The 20,861-nt window shown below is 61.6% G+C and carries 18 protein-coding genes, 1 tRNA gene and 1 riboswitch; of the genes, 6 read left to right on the plus strand and 13 right to left on the minus strand.

The window, feature by feature from the left end:
* Window positions 1–5 precede the first annotated feature (5 nt).
* The 5 genes from CWS72_RS03040 to metZ all read right to left on the minus strand — a co-directional run bounded on the left by CWS72_RS03040 (window position 6) and on the right by metZ (window position 5,431).
* The gene (locus CWS72_RS03040; protein ID WP_101249085.1) at window positions 6–1,454 is read right to left on the minus strand and encodes a TrkH family potassium uptake protein; all 1,449 of its coding nucleotides are present in this window, start codon (window positions 1,452–1,454) and stop codon (window positions 6–8) included.
* A gap of 390 nt (window positions 1,455–1,844) precedes the next feature.
* Window positions 1,845–2,489, minus strand: a complete 645-nt coding sequence (gene folE / locus CWS72_RS03045) for a GTP cyclohydrolase I FolE (RefSeq protein ID WP_241911541.1) — start codon at window positions 2,487–2,489, stop codon at window positions 1,845–1,847.
* A gap of 95 nt (window positions 2,490–2,584) precedes the next feature.
* Window positions 2,585–2,977 (minus strand): Co2+/Mg2+ efflux protein ApaG, encoded by a 393-nt coding sequence (gene apaG / locus CWS72_RS03050; protein WP_101249225.1) that lies wholly within the window; start codon window positions 2,975–2,977, stop codon window positions 2,585–2,587.
* 183 nt (window positions 2,978–3,160) lie between these two features.
* Entirely contained in the window at window positions 3,161–4,066 is a 906-nt protein-coding gene (locus tag CWS72_RS03055) for an OmpA family protein (RefSeq protein ID WP_101249087.1), read from the minus strand.
* 180 nt (window positions 4,067–4,246) lie between these two features.
* Complete coding sequence (gene metZ / locus CWS72_RS03060) at window positions 4,247–5,431, minus strand: O-succinylhomoserine sulfhydrylase (RefSeq protein WP_101249088.1); 1,185 nt, start codon at window positions 5,429–5,431, stop codon at window positions 4,247–4,249.
* A gap of 56 nt (window positions 5,432–5,487) precedes the next feature.
* Window positions 5,488–5,566, minus strand: a riboswitch (SAM riboswitch).
* Between the two features lie 115 nt (window positions 5,567–5,681).
* Here metZ and fabI point away from each other — a divergent pair.
* A complete protein-coding gene (gene fabI, locus CWS72_RS03065; RefSeq protein WP_101249089.1) occupies window positions 5,682–6,488 on the plus strand; it encodes an enoyl-ACP reductase FabI in 807 nt (268 codons plus the stop codon).
* Between the two features lie 17 nt (window positions 6,489–6,505).
* Here the strand turns inward: fabI and CWS72_RS03070 are convergent, their stop codons facing one another.
* Window positions 6,506–7,189 (minus strand): GntR family transcriptional regulator, encoded by a 684-nt coding sequence (locus tag CWS72_RS03070; RefSeq protein ID WP_158240486.1) that lies wholly within the window; start codon window positions 7,187–7,189, stop codon window positions 6,506–6,508.
* Between the two features lie 240 nt (window positions 7,190–7,429).
* On the opposite strand from CWS72_RS03070, the gene hydA reads away from it, so the two are divergent.
* Complete coding sequence (hydA, locus tag CWS72_RS03075) at window positions 7,430–8,884, plus strand: dihydropyrimidinase (protein WP_101249226.1); 1,455 nt, start codon at window positions 7,430–7,432, stop codon at window positions 8,882–8,884.
* Between the two features lie 239 nt (window positions 8,885–9,123).
* On the opposite strand, the gene CWS72_RS03080 is transcribed toward hydA, so the two are convergent.
* From CWS72_RS03080 to CWS72_RS03100, 5 genes are all read right to left on the minus strand, one after another.
* Window positions 9,124–9,852, minus strand: coding sequence for a maleate cis-trans isomerase family protein (locus CWS72_RS03080; RefSeq protein WP_101249091.1), 729 nt, complete (start codon window positions 9,850–9,852; stop codon window positions 9,124–9,126).
* 57 nt (window positions 9,853–9,909) lie between these two features.
* On the minus strand, window positions 9,910–10,692 hold the full coding sequence (locus tag CWS72_RS03085) for an ABC transporter ATP-binding protein (protein ID WP_101249092.1): 783 nt from the start codon (window positions 10,690–10,692) through the stop codon (window positions 9,910–9,912).
* Window positions 10,693–10,696: 4 nt separating this feature from the next.
* Entirely contained in the window at window positions 10,697–11,497 is an 801-nt protein-coding gene (locus CWS72_RS03090) for an ABC transporter permease (protein WP_101249093.1), read from the minus strand.
* 11 nt (window positions 11,498–11,508) lie between these two features.
* Complete coding sequence (locus tag CWS72_RS03095) at window positions 11,509–12,510, minus strand: ABC transporter substrate-binding protein (protein ID WP_241911543.1); 1,002 nt, start codon at window positions 12,508–12,510, stop codon at window positions 11,509–11,511.
* Window positions 12,511–12,745: 235 nt separating this feature from the next.
* The gene (locus CWS72_RS03100) at window positions 12,746–13,264 is read right to left on the minus strand and encodes a CHAP domain-containing protein (protein ID WP_241911544.1); all 519 of its coding nucleotides are present in this window, start codon (window positions 13,262–13,264) and stop codon (window positions 12,746–12,748) included.
* A gap of 303 nt (window positions 13,265–13,567) precedes the next feature.
* Between CWS72_RS03100 and CWS72_RS03105 the strand changes: the two genes are divergently transcribed.
* From CWS72_RS03105 to CWS72_RS03120, 4 genes are all read left to right on the plus strand, one after another.
* Window positions 13,568–13,641: transfer RNA gene (locus CWS72_RS03105), tRNA-Gly, on the plus strand.
* Between the two features lie 279 nt (window positions 13,642–13,920).
* Complete coding sequence (locus tag CWS72_RS03110; RefSeq protein ID WP_241911545.1) at window positions 13,921–14,433, plus strand: sigma-70 family RNA polymerase sigma factor; 513 nt, start codon at window positions 13,921–13,923, stop codon at window positions 14,431–14,433.
* Between the two features lie 113 nt (window positions 14,434–14,546).
* Window positions 14,547–15,551 carry a FecR family protein gene (locus CWS72_RS03115; protein ID WP_158240487.1) on the plus strand — a complete coding sequence of 335 codons (1,005 nt, stop codon included), beginning with the start codon at window positions 14,547–14,549 and terminating at the stop codon, window positions 15,549–15,551.
* Window positions 15,552–15,710: 159 nt separating this feature from the next.
* Window positions 15,711–18,134, plus strand: coding sequence for a TonB-dependent siderophore receptor (locus tag CWS72_RS03120; protein WP_101249095.1), 2,424 nt, complete (start codon window positions 15,711–15,713; stop codon window positions 18,132–18,134).
* 117 nt (window positions 18,135–18,251) lie between these two features.
* Here CWS72_RS03120 and CWS72_RS03125 read toward each other — a convergent pair whose 3' ends face one another.
* Window positions 18,252–19,784 (minus strand): diguanylate cyclase, encoded by a 1,533-nt coding sequence (locus CWS72_RS03125; protein ID WP_101249096.1) that lies wholly within the window; start codon window positions 19,782–19,784, stop codon window positions 18,252–18,254.
* 467 nt (window positions 19,785–20,251) lie between these two features.
* The gene (locus CWS72_RS03130; RefSeq protein WP_101249097.1) at window positions 20,252–20,743 is read right to left on the minus strand and encodes an Lrp/AsnC family transcriptional regulator; all 492 of its coding nucleotides are present in this window, start codon (window positions 20,741–20,743) and stop codon (window positions 20,252–20,254) included.
* Window positions 20,744–20,861 lie beyond the last annotated feature (118 nt).

Below are 20,861 nucleotides of genomic sequence, written 5' to 3' on the forward strand. Positions count from 1 at the left end.
CTTTCCTACTCCCGCCAGAAGGTCTTGGAAAACAGGATGAGCACGGTGGCCAGTTCAAGCCGTCCGACCAGCATTCCGAAGGCCAGCAAGAATTTCGCCTCGTCCGGCACATCGGCGTAGCTGGCGGCCGGGCCGATCACGCTGCCCAGTCCCGGTCCGATGTTGGCAAGGGCCGAAGCCGCCCCGGAAACGGCGCTGGTGACGTCGAGCCCCACGACGGCGAGGGCGAGGGCGAGCAGCATGAAGCAAAAGAAATAAAGCATCATGAAACCGAGGACCGAACGGACCACGGCGTCGGTCAGCCGCAGTCCGTTGAAGTCGATGACGAAGATGCCGCTGGGATGCAGCAGGCGCCGGATATGCACCCCGGCCACGGCGAACAGCACCTCATAGCGGAAGATCTTGATGCCGCCGGCCGTCGATCCCGTGCAGCCGCCCAGGAAGGCCATGGCGAAGAAGGCCACCTGGGCGAATCCGCCCCAGGCGTCGTAATTGCTGGTGTGATATCCCGTGGTGCTGATGATGGAGACGACGTTGAAGGCCGACTGGCGGAAGGCGTCATAGAAGGTGACGTCGCGCATCGTCCAGTTCCAGAGGGTCAGCAGCAGCGCGAAACCGCAGATGATCAGCAGATACCAGCGGATCTGGCTGTCATCGAGAATGTTCCAGCGGCGGCGTTTCCAGGGGCTAAGGAACTGGGTGAAGGTGGCCCCGCCCACCAGCATGCCGATAACGCAGATCCATTGCGCGGCGTCGCCGAAATGCCCCAGCGACTGGTCCGACGTCGAAAAGCCGCCGGTGGACAGCGAAGACATGGCGTGGCAGACGCTTTCCAGCGGCGACATGCCGGACAGGGCGAGGGCGACGGCAAGCACCAGGGTGAACAGCGCATAGACCGTCAGGATGCCGTACGTCACTTGCGATATCCTGGCCTTGACCTTGTCGGTCTTGTCCGAGCTTTCCATGCGGAACAGTTGCATCCCGCCGATTCTCAGCATGGGCAGCAGGGCGATCGATGCCACGATGATGCCGACGCCGCCCAGCCATTGCAGCAGCGCCCGCCACAGGAGGATCGCCCTGGGCGCCGTGTCGAGGCCGCTGATCACCGTGGCCCCGGTGGTGGTGATGCCCGACATGGCTTCGAAGAGCGAGTCCATCGGCGACAGATGCAGGCTGCCGAAATAGAAGGGCAGGGCTCCGAAGATGGCGGCCAGCAGCCAGCTGCCGGTCGTCACCATGAAAGCCTGGCGGGTCCGCAGTTCGGGATTGTCGACCGTGCGGTTGGCCGAGATCAGCACCAGTCCGAAGAAGCCGGACGCCATCGCGGCAAAGGCGAAGGCCTGCCATTCGCTGACGTCGGTCGCCAGATCCACCGCCAGCGGAACGCCCATGGCGGCAGCCAGGATCAGTAAAACGAACCCGCTGAGGTACAGGACCGGACGAATGTCGAGCAAAGAGCCATCCCCTGAAATTGCAGAGGACTATTGGCGCGAAGGCGGCAAGCTGTCCAGCATCTTCATGTTAAGGGGGCGCGCAGAAACAGGCGAACCACCCCGTCATCTTCGCGCAAGCGGGAATCCTGCCGACGATATGGATACCCGGTGAAGCGGGGATCATCAACGAATAGCGGCTGTTATTGCAAGTTCGGCACCCGCCGATCCTGGGCGAAATAAAGTGGTGCCGGTGTCCCTGTCCATGGGCGCGAGTATTAAGAAAAATATCCCCTCGCCCGCTCGCTTACGCTCGCCGCCCTCTCCCACAAGGGACGAGGGCTTATCCGAGCGCCCAGGGCCGCCGGTGCCATTAATAATTGATTTCTCATTAGCCCTTAGACGCAGCAACCCTCAGACGTTGGACAGTCCGCTTGCCGGACTGCTGATCAGCGCCATGAACTCGCGCCTCGTCGCCGGGTTGTCGCGGAACGCGCCCAGCATGCGGCTGGTCACCATGGTGACGCCGGGTTTGCGGACACCCCGCGTGGTCATGCATTGGTGGGCGGCCTCGATGACCACGGCGACGCCGCGCGGATGCAGAACCTCTTGAATCGCGTTGGCGATCTGGGCGGTCAGCTTTTCCTGAATTTGCAGGCGGCGGGAATAGATCTCGACGACGCGGGCCAATTTCGAGATGCCGACGACCCGGTTTCCCGGCAGATAGGCGACATGCGCCTTGCCGATGATCGGCACCATGTGATGTTCGCAGTGGCTTTCGAGCCGGATGTCGCGCAGCACCACCATTTCGTCGTAACCATCGGTTTCCTCGAAGGTGCGGCGCAGAACCTCCTCGGGGTCGATGTCGTATCCCTCGTAGAATTCCTCGTAGGAGCGCACGACGCGCGACGGCGTGTCGATCAGGCCCTCACGGGTGGGATCGTCGCCTGTCCAGCGAATCAGGGTGCGCACCGCCTCTTCGGCTTCGGCGCGCGAAGGTTTGCCCGGCTGGCGGCGGGAAGCGACTTCTTCGTAAGTGACAGGCTTTTGTTCGGTCACGACCGGATCCTTCATATTGCTCCACTCCGAAGCTCAGATGGCGATGGTCCGGTGCGGCTGCAAGGTCAAACCCGGCCTTGGCCGACGCCTGGCCTTCAGTTGAGGCGCATCTTCTGGTGCGGACTGTCCAGGGAGAAGGCTGGAACCACGATGTCGAAGCGCTCGCCTTCGAGGGTTTCCATCTGATAGGACCCCTCCATGATGCCTGACGGCGTCGAAAGCGGTGTGCCGCTGGTATATTCGTAGGAATCGCCGGGATGAAGCACCGGCTGCTCGCCGACCACGCCGGATCCCTTGACTTCCTGGATGCGGCCGATGGCGTCGGTGATCTTCCAATGCCGGCGCAGAAGCTGCACCGTTTCGTCGCCACCGTTCTCGATGCGCACGCGATAAGCCCAGACGAAATGATTGTCCGTCGGCGAAGACTGGTCTTCCAGATAGATCGGTTGAACCGTAACCGTCAGGGAACGGGTTGTTTCAGAATACATGGCCGTATCCTGCAATATCTGGGCGAAATCCGCCTCATTACCCTTCACGGTCATTCTAGCCTTGCGTGTCCATTTGTCCAGATTGCTCGTATGCGGACGGCGAACCCCTCCACATGCACCTGGGCAGATTAACATAGGCGGGGCGATGCCGGGATCAAGGCGTCCTTGATCCCGGGACCATCTTTAGTCGGCGAAGCGGACCAGGACGCGGCGGTTCTGCGGCTCCCGGGTTCCGTCGGCGGTGGTCACCAGCGGATCGGCCTTGCCCCGGCCTTCGGTGACCAGCTTCTGGGCCGGCACGCCCGCCGCCAGCAGCGCCTTGCGGACGGTTTCGGCCCGTTTCAGGGACAGGCGGATATTGTAATCGTCGCTTCCCGCCAGATCGGTATAGCCGGTGATGACCAGCTTCGGATAACCGGCCGCTTTCGCCGCGGCGACCAGATCGGTCACGATGTGGGCGGCTTCGGGGGTCAGGATTGTCTGGTTGAAATCGAAGAACAGTTGATAACGGCCGGCTTTGGCCGGCTTCGCTGCTGCGGTCGGCGCGGCGGTATGACCGGCATGGGCGGTCGGCTCCGCCGCGGGGGCGACTTTGGCCTGGACCTCGATGGCGTCCATGGCGGCCTGGAAATCCTTGCGGCAGGCGGCGATTTCGTCCGTCTTCCAGCCCTTGTCCTGCTGTTCGACCCAGCAGTCGAACTTCACTTGCGCGGTGGCGGTCAAGGCGGGGACGCGGGTGGGGGCGGCGCTTCCCAAAGCGCCGACCAGACGGGCGCGGCCGGCGTTCAGATCATGGATGGCCTGGCCGTCGGCGATGTGCCAGTCGGCCAGTTCCTCAGGAGGGACCGCCGAGCCATGCGCCGCGCTCAAGCCCTTCCGGGCGAAATACTGGGAATTGAACCAGCTGTACTGCGCCCGTTCGGACGCCGAGAAGGCCCGGTATTCCCGGGCCAGGGCCTGCGTGAAGGGCGAGCCCGTCGGCGTCGTCCTTTCCAGTTCCTCCAATTGGTAGGTGGTGCCGGGAAACGACGCGCACCCAACCATCACCATGGGCAAGGCCATGCTGGCGAGAAACCTGGAAAACTTCATGCTTTTCCTCCCCTGAACGTCGCGGACGAACGGCGACCCCTTGTCAGGTTCGTGTTCCGCCGATCCGAAATAGCCCCTTTGGCAACGGCAATCAAGCCGATAGAATCATTCCGCTATCGGCGGAATTACTCCTGGTTTTCCGAGTGCGCCCCAACTTCCGCAGGGCTTGTGGTTTCCGCCCTAGGACAGAGCCTGCCCGAGATCGGCGATCAGATCGCTGGCATCCTCCAGTCCAACCGACAGGCGAAGTGATCCTTCCGTGATCCCCATTCCGAGTTTTTCTTCCGCCGAGCGGCTTTGATGAGTGGTGGTCCAGGGGTGGGTGATCAGGCTTTTCGCATCGCCCAGATTGTTGGATATGTCGATCAGCGTCAGCGCGTTCAGCAGGCGGTAGGCCTCGGCTTTGCCGCCCTTCGGGGCGAAGGCGACGATGGAGCCGCCCCCCGCCATCTGGCGTTTGGCCAACTCATATTGCGGGTGGCTGGCGAGAGCCGGATAGAGCACCCGTTCGATATGCGGGTGTCCTTCGAGGAAGGTGGCGATCCGGGTGGCATTTTCGACATGCCGGGTGACGCGAAGCTCCAGCGTTTCCAGTCCCTTCAACAGAACCCAGGCGTTGAAGGGCGACAGGGTGGGGCCGGTGTGGCGCAGGTAGGGACCAAGCTCGTCGTCGATGAAACCCTGGCTGCCCAGCACGGCGCCGCCCAGACAGCGTCCCTGGCCGTCGATATGTTTGGTCGCGGAATAGACGACGATATCGGCCCCCAGTTGCAGCGGCTTCTGTAGCAGGGGGGTGGCGAAGACATTGTCGACGATCAACCGGCCGCCGGCGGCGTGGGTCAATGCGGCGACCTGGGTAATATCGATGATTTCCAGCGTCGGATTGGACGGCGTCTCGATGAAGACGCAGCGGGTCGGCCGGGACAGGGCCGCCTTCCACTGGTCGAGGTCGGTGCCGTCGACCTGGGTTACCGCGACGCCGTAGCGTTTCAGCAGGTCGCCGACGATCCACAGGCAGGATCCGAACAACGCGCGGGAAGCCACGACATGATCGCCGGCCCGCACCTGACTCAGGATGGCTGCATGCACGGCCGCCATACCGCTTGCCGTGGCGCGGCAGGCTTCGGCGCCTTCGATCTGGGCCAGCCGGTCTTCGAACACCGCCACGGTGGGGTTGCGGAAGCGGGAATAGACGTAGCGGCTCCGGGTGCCGTCGAAGCTTTCCTCAGCCTCCTCGGCGCTGCCGTAGACGTAGCCGGAATTGAGAAACAGCGCTTCGCTGGTTTCGCTGAATTCCGTCCGCGCCAGGCCGCCGCGGACCAGTTGGGTGGCCAGGCGCCAGGCGCTCTTGGGGGTATCGGTCATGATAAAATCCTCCGTACGCAACAAAAAACCCCGACCGGGGAAAAGGTCAGGGCTTGGTGAAGGCGCACTTGACCCTTTTAGCCGTTTTTTTTACGTGGCCGCAAGCCGGTCTGCCAAATCACCACGAAGAGGTGAAACTGATATCCCCCTTCCGCCGGCCCCGTCAATCCCCAACGGCGGATAAATTCTGGGCAATTATTTGTCATCTTCGGTTCGCTTGCCTCGGCTCTCCGGTTATGCATATGCTGCGATGCAGCATAACGGTGTGAAGGGAGAGACCGCCGTGAGCGACATCTATTCATTGAAAGGCAAGAAGGGGCTGGTGGTCGGCATCGCCAACGACCAGAGCATCGCCTATGGCTGTGCCCGGCAGTTCCGCGCGTTGGGGGCCGATCTGGCGCTGACCTATCTGAATGAAAAGGCGGTGAAACATGTCCGGCCGCTGGCCGAGGAACTGGCGGCCGAGATTTTCCTGCCCTGCGACGTCCGTGTCGATGGCGAGTTGGAGAGCGTCTTCGAGGTGATCGGAGAAAAGTGGGGCAAGCTCGACTTCCTGCTGCATTCCATCGCCTTCGCGCCGAAGGAGGACCTGCACGGCCGGGTGGTCGATTCCTCCTCGGCCGGTTTCGCCATGGCGATCGATGTCTCCTGTCATTCCTTCATCCGCATGGGCAAGCTGGCCGAGCCCCTGATGACCGATGGCGGGACCTTGCTGACCGTTTCCTTCTACGGCGGCCGCAAGGTGGTCGAGCATTACAATCTGATGGGGCCGGTGAAGGCCGCGCTGGAAATCAGCGTCAAATACATGGCCGCCGAACTGGGGGGCGAGGGTATCCGCGTGCATGCCCTTTCGCCGGGACCGTTGCGGACCCGCGCCGCCTCGGGCATCGATCGTTTCGACGAGATGCTGGAACAGGCCGCCCTGCGGGCTCCGCAGCATCAATTGGTCAGTATCGAGGATTGCGGCGCGGTGGCGGGCTTCCTGGTCAGCGACGCCGCGAAGGCGATGACCGGCAGCACTTTCTTCGTCGATGGCGGATATCACATCGTAGCGTGATGCCTGCGTCCTCGTCGTCAGTTCTCCGCCTCGCCGTTCGTCATCGCCGTCAAGGCTTCGATGACGGCGAGGCCGGTGGCGTGGGTATGGGCGCGCAGCAGTTGGGGAACCCGGTCGGCCGCCCGCTTTTGCAAGGCCTCGTTCAGGAGTTCGTGTTCGGCCAGGGACTCGGCCCAGCGCGCGAGGTCGGAATTGGCCATGTAGCGGGCACGCAGAATTTTGGTCTGCAAACCCTCGTAGAGCGATATCAGAACGGGGTTGCCGCAGGACTGCACCAGGGCCCGGTGAAGACGCTGGTTGCTTTCGAAATAACCGGCCCGGTCGTTGGCCGCGTGCTGCATCGCCAGCGCGCGGTGCAGGGCGTCGAGGGTTTTCAAATCCTTGTCGGTGGCGCGGGCGCAGACCAGGGCTCCCACCAGCGCATCCAGGGATTCGATCACCTCGAACATCGCCGCGACCATCTCGGGATCGATGGCGGCGACCACGGAACCCCGATTGGGCCGAAGTTCGATGAGCCCCTCCGAGGCCAGGACCTTCAGCGCCTCGCGCAGCGGAGTGCGGGAAATGCCCAGGGAATCGCAAAGCTGTCCTTCCGGGATCCGCATGCCGGGCGAAAGCTCGCCTTCGAGGATCATCGCGCGCAGACGGCTGACGGTTTCGTCGTGCAGCGTGGCGCGGCGAATCGGCTGCGGCCGCGTCATTCTCATTTCCTGTAGCGACTTCAACGCCACCATCGTCTCCCGGCTATTGGCTGTTTGGTGACTTCTGCCTAACCGTTGGTCAGATCCTGCCCGCCTTTTAAGCGGATTGGCATCTCCATCGCACGAGAAACCCACCGAATTCAAGGCTATCGCACAATTGAATTCATAATGCAAATGGGCACGGCCGTTGCAAGGCGTCCCGGGTCCGAACATCAGCGCAACCAAATGGAGAGTTCCGCCGTGACCGAATTCGATCTGACCATCCGGGGCGCCACCGTCGTCGCCGGTGGGGATGTGGTGGCTTGCGACATCGGAATTCATGATGGCCGCATCCAGGCCCTGGCCGAGCATCTGCCGGCGGGACGGCGCGACATCGATGGCCGGGGGCGTCTTGTCCTGCCCGGCGGTGTCGACGGCCATTGCCATTTCGACCAGCCGACCATGGACGGTTCGCGCATGGCCGACGATTTTCTCACCGGGACCAGATCCGCCGCCTTCGGCGGGACGACGACGGTGATTCCCTTCGCCTGCCAGATGAAGGGGCGGGGGCTGCGCGCGGCGGTCGATGACTACCATCTCCGGGCGGCGGGCAAGGCGGTGATCGATTACGCCTTCCACCTGATCGTCAGCGATCCCACGCCGGAGGTGCTGGCCAACGAGTTGCCGGCCCTGATCGACGAGGGCTACACCTCCTTCAAGATCTACACGACCTATGACGACCTGAAACTCGACGACCGCCAGATTCTCGATGTGCTGTCGGTGGCCCGCGACCATGGCGCCATGGTGATGGTGCATGCGGAGAACGCGGATTGCATCGCCTGGTTGACCGAGCGGCTGGAAGGGCAGGGCAAGACCGCGCCCGGCTATCACGCCGCCTCGCGTCCGGCCGTGGTCGAGCGCGAGGCTACGCACCGCGTCATCGCCTTTTCCGAGCTGGTCGACGTGCCCATTCTGATCGTCCATGTTTCCGGCGCCGACGCCATGCGGCAGATCCGCTGGGGCCAGGACCGGGGCTTGCGCATCTATGCCGAGACCTGCCCGCAATATTTATTCCTGACCGCCGACAACCTGGCAGCGCCGGGATTCGAAGGGGCCAAATGCATCTGCAGTCCGCCGCCGCGCGACGCCGGCAATCAGCAGGCCATCTGGGATGGCCTGGCCGGCGGGGTCTTCCAGATTTTCTCCTCCGATCACGCGCCATTCCGCTACGCGGATCCGCAAGGCAAGCAGGTACACGGCGAAAAGGCCGCCTTCCGCTATGTGCCGAACGGCATTCCGGGTGTCGAGACCCGGCTGCCGCTTCTGTTCTCCGGGGGTGTCCGCGAAGGCCGCATCTCCTTGCCGCAGTTTGTCGAATTGACCGCGACCAATCCGGCCAAGATGTACGGCCTCTATCCCCGCAAGGGAACCATCGCGGTGGGGGCCGACGCCGATCTGGCCTTGTGGGATCCACAGGTCGAGGTGGTGATTTCCAATGACAAGCTGCATCACGCCGTCGATTACACCCCTTACGAGGGGATTACCGTCCATGGCTGGCCGATGACGGTGATTTCGCGCGGCGAAGTGGTCTGCGACGGCGGCGAACTGCTGGCCCAGCCGGGGCAGGGGCGCTTCCTGCGATGCGGCCTGCCGCGCCCGGCCATGCCGAAATCCGCCCGTCCCTTGTTCGACGGCGACCTCGGCAGGTTGTTTTAAACGCCCGTTGATAAATTATCGCATCAACGGGCGCTTGAGCCCGCCGCAGGCATTCGGCCGACAGCCGATGACGGGACGGGAAAATGCCAGTGGCGCACTCCGCCACCTTGGTGTCTTGGTGTCTTGGTGCCTTGGTGGTTCATCAAAAGCCGGAGCGCACCGGAAAGATCAAGAGGACGAACTCCATCCGGCCAATCGCCAATTGTCCACAAGCCCCAAGGATCCGGGAGAAAGGGCAATCACCCCGGCAGGTCGAACAGCCGCCCCCAGCCTTTGACCTTGGCTGGGGCGACGCCGGTCATGGCCAGGGCCTTCCAGACGACGACCGAGATGGTGTCGTAGATCGGAATGCCGGTTTCCTCCTCCAGCTCGGCGACCAGGGGGGCCGCCCGCAAATTGGTGCAGAAGGTGGTGATGGCTTGCGGGCCCTCGGCCGCGACCTCGCGGACCATGCTTTTCAGCGTTTCGGCGGGGACCTCCGAGAAGGAGAAGTTCCCCGGGTCGTTCAGATGGCGTTCCGCCCGGCAGCGGACGCCCACGCCGGCGTAGTTGGCGACGATCCTTTCCTGCACGTCGTGCAGATAGGGGGTGACCAGCCCCAGGTCGGTCACCCCGGTGCGTTCCAGGATTTCGTTCAGCGCCAGGACCGAGGTGGTGGCCGGAATGCCGGTGGCGGCGGTGATGGTGCGGCAGAGCGCGCGGTCCGCTTCGAAACCCAGCCAGCCCGAGGAGGTGCCGTTCCAGGCGATGACCTGCACCTTGGCGTCGGCCAGCAGCTGGGCGGCCTCGACGATCGGCTTTTCATCGAACTGTCCCAGGGCCTGGTCGCGGAGCGAGATCTCGGTCACCCGGAACCGGCCGAAATGGGCGGAGACGTTCTCAAGCCCGGACAGTATGGCGCTGGTCACCGGTTCGAGAACGGTGTTGGAGGAGGGGGTCAGCATGCCGATCAATGTTCTTTGGCTCATGGTCTCGTCTCTTCTGGTCGAAAGTCTGCAAAGGGGTCCGCGAAACGGACCGGGGGGCTACGCCGCCGCGCTTTTTCTGGCCTTGTCCGCCTCGGCCTTGAAGCGCGCCAGGATATGCCGCTTGCGGTCGTTGAAGGCGGCCTCGGTGATATCGCGCGGATAGGGCAGGTCGAGCGGAATCAATTCGCCCAGCCGTCCCGGCCGGCAACTCATCACCGCGATTTTGGTGCCCAGCACCAGGGCCTCCTCCACGCTGTGGGTGACGAAGACGACGGTGCCCTGATGCTTCTGCCAGATGGCGACCAGTTCCTCCTGCATATCCATCCGGGTCTGGGCGTCGAGGGCGGCGAAGGGTTCGTCCATCAGGATGACCGCCGGGTTGAGCAGCAGGGCGCGGGCGATGCCGACGCGGGACGCCATGCCGCCGGACAGCTCGTTCGGGTAATGGTTCTCGAACCCCGTGAGGCCGACCATGTCGATATAGAGCTGCGCCTCTTCCCGCCGCGCCGCCTTGTGCACGCCCCGCAGCTTCAGATGGAAGGCGATGTTTTCCCAAACGGTCAACCAGGGCATCAGGGTGGGCTGCTGGAAGACCATGCCGCGATCGGCGCCCGGCCCGGTGACCGGCTTGCCGTCGACCAGAATTTCGCCGGAACTGACACTTTCGAAGCCGGCGATCATGTTGAGAAGGGTCGACTTGCCGCAGCCCGAAGGGCCTAGAAGACAAAGGAAATCGTTCTTCTCGACCGTCAGATTGACGGTATCGAGGGCCAGCAGGTCGCGCTTGCGTTGCTGGTCCTGGTAGATCTTGACGGCATTGCGGATTTCGATGGCGGCCATGGCGTTACCTCCCCTGGACCGTTTGGCCGCGTTGCCAGCGCAGCGTCGATTGCATCAGAAGCTTGAGCAGCAGATCGGTGCCGTAACCCAGGAGGCCGATACTGACCATCGCCGCCAAGACCAGGTCGTAGCGGAGGAAATAGTAGGAATCCCACAGCACATAGCCGATGCCGCTTTTCACCGCGACCATCTCGGCGGTGACGGTCAGCATCCAGGCCGAACCGATCCCGATGCGCAATCCGGCCATGATGCTGGGGAGCGCCGCCGGAAAGATCACCTGGCGCAGCATCTGCTGCTCGGTGGCCCCCATCATGGCGGCGGCGCGGATCAGGTTGCGGTCCGAGGTTTTGACGCCGTGGATGGTGTTCAGCAGGATGGGAAAGAAGGCGCCCAGGAAAACCAGGAAGATGGCGGGCTTGTCGGCGATGCCGAACCAGATGATGGCCAGCGGAATCCAGGATACCGGCGGAATCGGCCGGATCATCTGAACGGTCGGTTCGATGGTCCGTTCGACCCAGCGCCACCAGCCGATGGCGATGCCCAGCAACACGCCGCTGGCCGTGGCGATCGCATAGCCGGTGAGGACCCGCAGGCAACTGGCCAGGGCGTCGCTCAGCCAGTGGCCGCTGTAGGTTTGGGAACTGCCGTCGATGGCGAAGGCCCAGTCCGCCCAGGAATGCAGCACGATGGAGGGGGCCGGCAGCAAGGCTGCCGGCAGCAGGCCGCTCCGCGAGAAAATCTCCCAGCCGATGATCAGGAGAAAGGGAACGACGAGACGTTCGCCGCGTCGGATCAGATGCAACACGGCGATCGCCCTCAATAGCCCAACTCGCTCTTCGGCTTGCCGGTCGCCTGCGACAGGAAGTCGTAGTCCATGTTCTTGTCGATATCGGCCGACACGTCATGCGAGATGTAGTTCAGGTCCCGCATCATCTTGGCGATGGCCTGGGTGGAGCCCCGGTACATGGCGTAATCGGGATAGGCGTTTTTCAGGGCGGCGGCGGCGATCTTCTGGTCGAGGCCGGTATATTTGCCGATGGCCTGGATCCACACCTGCTGGTCGGCCTTCAGCATGTCGACCAGCTTGACCACCGCGGTCACGCTGGCCTGCACGGCCGCCGGCCGGCTCTTGATGACGTCGGAGCGGGTGACGATCAGATTGGTCAGCTTGCCGGCCGCCTGGTCATAGGGATAGTCGAAATGTTTCCCGGCTCCGGCCTGCAGGATCTGCGAGGCGAAGGGTTCGACCGTGGCGATCATGTCGATCTCGCCGCGTTGCAGCGCCGACAGGTGATCCGCCGGGTTGGGGATGTTGATGAACTGGATGTCCTTGTTGGGATCGATGCCGTTCTTCAGAAACATCCCGCGCATGTGAATGTCCTGGGCATTCCCGCGCGAGGCGCCGACGCGGAACGGCTTGCCGTCCGTCTTGGCCTTGAAGATGGCCGCCTTCAGTCCCGTCCAGTCGTCGGCCGCGATGGGGCTGGCATTGGGCAGCAGCAGTTCCGAGCCGCCGTTCACCTGGCCCGAGATGGCCACCACGTCGAACCCCTTGTCCAGTGCGGTGACGTAATGCAGGTAGGTGACCTGGGCGACGTCGATGCTTTTCGAGACCAGGGCGGTCAGCACGTCATTGCCGGAATTGAAGTTGATGGCCTCGATCTTCACGCCGGTGGCGAGATCGGGCACCAGCCCCATGGAGACGCAGTGGGCGCATTTGGCGAATCCCAGTTTTACGGGCGCGTCGGTTTCGGCATGCGCGGAAAAGGTGGCGACCATGGTCGCTCCGGCGAGAAACAAGGCATGGAACAGCTTCACATTTGCCTCCGGGTCTGGTGAATGACGGTTTGTCGCCCAAGGGGGCGTCATTTGTCTCTTGGCATCGCAACGGCCATGCCAAATTGAATTTTGAATTAAAAATCACAAATATACGAATTATTCCATATACTTAATGGCATAAGAGGGGTAGCGGTCCTTTGACCGAGAGGGGGAGGGGGATGAAGAAATGGGCAGTTCGCCCATTATCTGACCCAAAGCGTCCGGATCAGGACGGTCAGTAGGAGCCGAGGACGGAGCGGATGGTTTCCTGCATGGCGACGATCAACCGCTCGCGGGTGCTGGGATGTTCCGGCGTGATGAAGCCCCAGGTGGGGAAATGGCCGGAGCCCAGTTGCCCGATGGGCGGCCACCAGACCCGGACCATCGTCCAGTCGTTGTCCGGCGAGATATCGATCACCGGCATGTCCTCGGTCACCCGGTGCGGGACCCAGTTCGCCTGGGTCACCCGGATCTCGCGGTCGGAGACTAGGCGGGAAACCACGGCGGCATGGCCGCTGGGCAGGCGGGAGGTCCGCCGGAAGGCCAGCACGGCCCCCACCACCGGGGTCGAGGTGCGGACATAGCGGCCAGCGGCGGCTTGCCACCAGTCGGCCGCGTCGCCCCTCAGATTGACGCCGGAGACGGACCGCGCGAAGGGTGCGCATTCGATAGGCACCATGCCGCCCACATATCCGCCGATGGACGGGGCTTCCGCGGCCGGTGGGGCGGTGGTGGCCACGGGTGGCGCGACCACCGGCCGTTCCGACGCGCAGCCGGCGAGACCTAAAAACAAAACTGTAATCAATAGCCGTGGCGAAATATTGAAAAAGGACATCTCACCCGAGTTTTGTCGCCGATCCCTATCGGGCCGACATTATGCTTGCCACCCCGCCCAGGGCAAGCGTTGTCATCGGATTTCGTCTGACGAATACCGAAAAAACCCGTTTTTTCGCCTGACTCAGGGTTCCCAGCTGGCCAATTTCGTCAATTTCGGCGGGGTGGCCCGCAAGGGACTTGCGTCCCGCCCCATCAAATCTTATAAACTCTTCGCTCCGGTGCGGGTGTAGCTCAATGGTAGAGCAGAAGCTTCCCAAGCTTACGACGAGAGTTCGATTCTCTTCACCCGCTCCATTCAATTCCGGATCTACCCCAAAATTCCTCTAATCGAGTGCCTTCGGCCTCCACCGGGTGCCGTCTACGGCTGAACGGGATTCGGTCTGCCAGCGCAGTCCGGGCCATCACCACGTGCGAATTGAGCGATCGTGCCTGCCCTCACCGGCCGGAACGGCCTGCCCTGGCCACCTTGCACGATAATGGTCAGGAAAGAGTTGCGAATAAGTCGCAATTGCTGAATTCTGATCTTCCCGGGGAGGACGGGGCCTTCGTCGGAAAGAGGAGCGGGAACGAACGGTGGGGGGCGATACCAAAATCCTGGGTCTGTTCATGGCCCATCGGCGCAAGCTGCTGAATTACGCAAATGGCATCATGGGCGATCGTGCCCGGGCCGAGGATGTGGTGCAGGAAGCCTGGCTGCGCTTCGATGCCGCGGTGGTCGCCCAATCTCCTGACGAACCGGTCGGCTATCTCTATCGCATCGTGCGCAATCTGGCGCTCGACGGCTGCCGCAGGCAGGCGCGGGAAGAGCGTCATCTCGTTTCGGGGACCGAGGCCGGGATCGAAGACATGGCCGAAGACCGGCCGTCCCCCGAGGCGGAAACGCTGGCCAGGGATGATATGCGCGTCATGCTGGCGGCGATGGCCGAATTGCCGGAGCGCACACGCCGCGCCCTGGAAATGCATCGCTTTACCGGCTGCAAGCTGAAGGACATCGCGGACAATCTTGGCATTTCGGTGGGAGCCGCCCATGCGCTGGTGATCGACGGATTGGAACATTGCCGGGCCCGGTTGCACCGCCCATCATGAGTTTTTTTGAAAATCACCGTCGCCGATTCGTCTGTGGAATGGGGAGTCCGCCTTTGGTCGCGCTGGAGGCGGCGGCGCGACCGCAACGCGATCGGCGCGAATCAGGGAAAAACATGGAACGGACCGCGAATCCGGTGGAGTCACCGAAGAAAGCCAGCGAATGGATGGTCGCCTTGGCCGAAGAGCCGGACAATTCCGATCTGCGGGCGGCCTTTGCCGTCTGGCTGGCGGCGGATCCGGCGCATGCCGTCGACTGGGCGGAGATGCGCAGGACGGTTGCCGCGATCGGACAGCTTCGCGCCATGGACGTCGTTCCGTTCCGCGATGGTTTGGCGCCCCCCGGACGTCCTCCGCTTTTTTGGTCTCCGTTTCCTGCTCGGCAAAGGTCCGTTTCCAGCCGCCGTCTGGGTTGGGGGGGGGCGATGACGGCCGCCGCCGCCTGTCTGGTTTTTCTTTTCGGTTCCGATCTCGCCTTGCGTCTGGAGGCCGACCATCTGACCGGTGTGGCGGAATCGCGAACCGTGCGACTGGCCGACGGCAGTTCGATCCTGCTTGGCCCGCAAAGCGCTGTCGATGTTGTCTTTGGCGAACGGGAACGCCGGGTCCGCCTGCTGAAAGGCGAGGCATTTTTCGACGTGGCGCATGAGGCGCGCCGTCCCTTCACGGTCCTGGCGCGCGATGTGGCGGCAACGGACCTGGGGACCGCTTTCGATGTTCGGATAACTCCCGATGGAACCGACATCGCCGTCCGGCAGGGGCTGGTTCAGGTTGATGCCGTCGCGGTCCGGCCGATGGTGTCCGAGCAACTGGCTGCCGGCGATCGGATCCGGATCTCCGCGGCCAGGCCGCCGGCACGCGACCGCATCCCGCCCGACGAGGTGGCCTCTTGGACCCAGGGCCAACTCATTGCCAAGAATCGGCCGGTGGCCGAGGTCGTCGATGAATTGCGGCCTTATTTCAAAGGCATAATCCTTCTGCGGGGCGAGTCGCTGGCGCGCCAGCCTTTGACCGGCGTCTACAATCTTGCCGACCCGGTGGGCGCGTTGCGTGCCGTTGCGCGGGCGCAAGGGGCTAGTCTGCACCGCATCTCACCCTGGCTGCTGGTCATCTCCGGCTGATGATTTCCGGATGTGGAAAAATTTATCGCGTGCGCCGGTTTTTTTTGAAAATGCCCGATCGCTCCGTCGTCACGTCAATGGGGAGTGATTATGCGTCTTAATCGCATCTGATCAGCGATCAGCCCCACGCATTAACAAGGGGTCTGGAGAGGATTGGATATGACGATGCTATTTGAGACGGCCTCCGGTGATCGGCGGCGGACCTTTTCGCGGCTTGCCGCCTTGATGATATCCACCGCGCTGGCGGCCGGCGCGTTCGGAGTCTCTGCCCTGGCGCAGCAGTCCGAGTCGCCGCAAGCCGGGCAGGGCCGGCCGTCTCGCGGCTTCGATATTCCTCCGCAGTCGTTGACCGAAGGCCTGACTGCGTTTGGCCGGCAAAGCGGTTGGCAGGTCTCCGTGCATGGGGACCTGATTCAGGGGGTTTCCACGCCGGGCGTCAGCGGCACCATGTCCCCCGAACAGGCTCTCGGCCGCCTCCTTGCCGGCACCGGTTTTTCCTACAGCTTGTCGGATGGCAATACCGTGACCTTACAGAAGCTGCCGTCGACCAGCGGCGCCATACCGCTCGATCCGGTGTCGGTGGAAGGTAGGGACGGGGCTGGGGAAACTGCATGGGGGCCGGTACCGGGCTATGTGGCCAAGCGTAGCGCAGGCGCCACCAAAACCGATACGCCGATCATCGAGACACCGCAAAGCATCAGCGTGATCACCGCCGAGCAGATTGCCGACCGCAAGGCCGAAACCGTCGAGGATGCCGTGGCCTATACCGCCGGCGTCCGCGTCGGCAGTTCCGGTTTCGACCCCCGCTTCGATCAGATCTCCATCCGCGGTTTCGAAGTGACGTCGACGGCCGATTACCTGGACGGCCTGCGCCAGCCCAACACCACCTGGCTGTCCTACTACGGGACCGAACCCTATGATCTTGAGCGCGTCGAGGTGGTCAAGGGGCCGGCCTCGGTCCTCTACGGACAGATCAGTCCCGGCGGCTTGGTCAACCGCGTGAGCAAGCGTCCCGGCGAGGAGGCGCTGCGCGAAGTGGAATTGCAGGCCGGCAACAACGACCGCTATCAGGGGCAATTCGATCTCGGTGGCAAGGCGAGCCAGGATGGAGAGATTCTTTACCGTCTGGTCGGCGTGGCCCGTGATGCCGGCACGGATATCGAATGGATCGACGACGATACCCGCTTCCTGGCGCCATCGGTGACCTGGCGGCCAAGCGCGGAGACGCATCTCACGGTTCTGACTCAATATCAATACAAGCGGACTGCCGGTTCGCCGCGCCCCTACCAGAGCGGTTCGCAACTGACCAAATTCTGGTCGGGGGACGAGCATTTTGACAAACTGGAGCAGACCCAATACACCGCCGGCTACGAATTCGAGCATGCGTTCGATGATCGGCTGACGTTTCGCCAGAACGCGCGTTACGGCAATGTCGATACGGTCAATCAGTATACCGCCAGCAGCGACAGCGGCGACGGCCACACGCTCAATCGTACCGCCTATGGCGTGTATGAGGCCATGCAATCGGTCGCATTGGACAATCAGCTTCAGATGCGGTTCGCCACCGGTCCCGTCCGCCATACCCTGCTCGCCGGGCAGGACTATATGTGGCAGGATTCCCATGTCCTCTATGCGTGGGGTGCCGCGCCCTCGATCGACATTCTGGCGCCCGACCACGACCAGTTCATCGCACGGCCGGCCAATGTGGCGGCAAATCAGAATATCGGCGCCAATCTCGTCGGCCTTTATGCCCAGGATCAATTGGAGGTCGGCCATTGGCGGCTGACCGGCGGGGTCAGACACGACTGGGCGGATGCCACGACCAGGGACAACCTGGAGCATCTGGAGGTCAGCCAGAACGACGGTGCGACGACCGGCCGCGCCGGTTTGCTCTATTTGACCGATTCGGGGTTTGCCCCCTTTGCCAGCTACGCCACCTCTTTCATGCCGGAATTCGGCCTTGACGCCAATGGGCGGGCCTTTAAGCCGACCGAGGGAAAGCAGTATGAGGCCGGCGTCAAATACCAGCCGCCCGGCAGCAACAGTCTGGTGACGGCAGCCCTCTACCACCTGACCAAAAGCAATGTGAAGACCACCGATCCCGTTGATCCCCTGAATAGCGTTCAAACCGGCGAGCAGCGTTCGCGGGGATTGGAACTGGAAGGGGTGGCGGATCTGCGGACGGGGCTGAAACTACTGGGCAGCTATACTTTTACCGATGCCAAGGTGACCAAGAGCAATGATGTCGATCTCGGCAAGCGTCCGGTGACCGTGCCCCGGCACATGGCGTCCCTGTGGGCGGACTATACCCCGTCATCTGGGACGCTGGCCGGCCTGGGCGGCGGCGCCGGTGTGCGCTGGGTGGGATCTTCCTACGATGACTTGGCCAATACCCGGAAAAACGATCCCTACACGCAACTGGACGCGGTCATCCACTACGATCTGGCGGGCACCGCCACTGGCACCCGACTGGCGCTCAACGTCGGCAACCTGACCGATGAGCGTTATGTGACCTGCGAAAGCGGCTATTGCTATCGAGGTCAGGGCCGCACGGTGATCGGCAGCATCCGGTACCGCTGGTAGGAGTTTCTCCTTGGCTTGCTTCGTTGATGTCAATTCGCATTGATGCCTCTTCACGGGGCCGGGGATACTGAAATCGTCGAATCCCACCGGGGCCGGGGTGACCGGTCCCGCCGCCGGTCATCTGCCGAACGCTTCCTTGTCATGCAATGCAATATGCTGGGCGCACATCTCGAAAACGACGAACTGAACAACCGCATGGAGGGGGATGTCATCACGCCGGAATTTTTCCATGAGGAACCTCATGCGATTTTCGAGAAGGCGGTGCTTTTCGCGATGGGAGGCGACGCCGTCTGGAACGAGTTCTTCCAGCAGCATTTCCTCTCTTCTGAAGTGCCGCAGAATTTTTCGTTCGATTTGTTGCAGCCGCGCATATGCCTGGCGCTTGTCATAGTCCGTGGCTGAAAATGTCAGAAAATCATTGGCCGTCGCTATCAGGTTGCGGTGGTCTTCATCGACGGCGGGAATTCCCAGAATATCCGACGGATTCCAAGATATTTGAGAAATCCCGTTCTCCTGTTGCAGTGAAATATCGAAAAACGAGCAGTTCTTCCCGGACGACTTGGCTCGATAGAGCGCGGCGTCCGCGCGTTCGAACCACTGATGCCAATCATCCGAACTCAGGCCCAGGGAAAGACCGATACTGACGCTCAATGTGCGGTCGAGACCGGTTTCGATAGTGTTGATGGCCATCCTGAGCCGCTCGGCAACCTGTAGCGACTCGTCGACGCCGGCGCCGGGAAGAATGACGATAAACTCTTCTCCGCCCCATCGGCCGAGGATGTCGGTCTCTCGGATCGACTGCCCGCAAACGGTTGCCACCAGGCATAAAATGGAATCTCCCGTCGCGTGACCGAATGTGTCGTTGATAACTTTGAAATTGTCGATGTCGATGATCATCAGTGAGGACGGCGTTCCATAGCGGACAAGGCGCAGCAGTTCGGCATGTCCGACCTCGTCCAGTTTTCGGCGGTTCCATACCCCCGTCAGCTTGTCCGTCAGAATCATTTCCCGGTTCAGATGGTCGGTTCGCTCTTTGGTCATCAGCACGAAGCCAATGGCCAGGAAAATGAGTCCTGTCAGGGCGGACAGATAGAGCAGCGATTGCGACAGCGTCGAATCCGAGATGTTTTGAATATGGCTTTTTCCGGTGAGCGAAAAATATTCGCGGCAAAACATCACCGCCAGATTGAGGAGCACCGCAAAATCGACCATATATTGGCCCTTGCCAGGCGTGTTTTTCCGCTCCGCCGCCATCATCCGCAGGACATACAAGTCGACGCCGATCAGGACCATGCTGTTGCAGACAATCCGGCCTTCCGCATTGTCGATGAAAATGGCGGTGAAGAGGGCGGTCAATACAGCTGGAAGAAAATGGAGTATTTTTGGCATGTTTCGTCTATGAAACAAGGAAATGGCGTGCATGCTGAATGAAAAAAATAAAGAAATCATGATCTGGGCTGGCAGCAGGGAGGTTTTTCCCAGCCACGGTGATAATAAAATTATTAAATAGGCGGAGCCGTGCAGGATCATGGCATGTGAAAGTTGTTTCAGGCCACTATTGGGCTCCGTGGGTGAGGCCAGGCGTATTGATCCTCCCAAAGAAAAACTGATGATAAGAATGATAATAAAAACTGTCTGAATGTGTATCATTGCCGCGTCCGTTGAAATATTTTTACGGTTAAATTTTAAATTTGTAATTTTATGTGTTGGTTACGCAAGGTAAGCGAGCCTTGCACCGCTTATCATCTATTTTTTATTATTGTTCAAGATATTGCATTTGTAATAATTTTGCGACATTCAGTATAATTGCAGAGTATTTTTGTTTATTTCTTCCTGAGTTGCGTGACGCCCATTTCATGGCGCGAAACGGTTTTCCTTCATGAAAATGGCGCCAAGTAATACCAACTCTCGGTGATCGGAACCGATCACCGAGCCCTCAATCGCCGGGCGGGATACATCCGTATCCCTTGGCTTCGCGCCAACGATGGCGCGGGCCCTCAATGGGCCAAACCAAGTCTCGATGAGTCGTCCTCATCGAGACTTGGTATAATTCGATTTATCTTTTGGGATATGCTCGTGCCTGTGGCCGCCCAATCAACGGGGCTGTGGGGTGGGTTTCAGGTCCCCTTCAAATGCCCGGTGGGCAGGGCCGTCGTGTATTTGACCTGGGCCAGGGCGAAGCTGGTTCGGATGTTGGCCACCCCGGGGATGCGGGTCAGCACCTCGACCATCAGTTCCTGATATTTGATCAGGTCTTCCACCACCACCCGCAGCATATAGTCGGATTCGCCGCTCATCAGATAGCACTCCATCACCTCGGGACGTTCCCGGATGGCGGCGTCGAAGATCTCCAGGGATTGCTTGTCCTGCTGCTTCAAGGACACATGAACGAACACGTTGACCGCCAACCCCAAGGCCAGCGGATCGACCAGGGACACCGATCCCCGGATCACCCCTTGCGATTTCATCTCGGCCACCCGCCGCCAGCAGGGCGAGGGCGAGAGGCCGACCTTCTCGGCCAGGTCGGCGTTGCTGATCTCGCTGTCGGCCTGCAGGGCGTCCAGGATGCGGATGCTGGCCGGATCGAAACGGTCATGTGGGGCCGGCATGAAATTCCCTAATTTCTTAAGATATAGGTGAAATATACCTATTTTCGTTCTGTAATGACAGAGATAGACCGAAATTTCCGTCATTGTCCGGATACGATCACCGGCCATTAACCATTTT

The organism is Telmatospirillum siberiense, from assembly GCF_002845745.1.
Classification (GTDB): domain Bacteria; phylum Pseudomonadota; class Alphaproteobacteria; order Rhodospirillales; family Magnetospirillaceae; genus Telmatospirillum; species Telmatospirillum siberiense.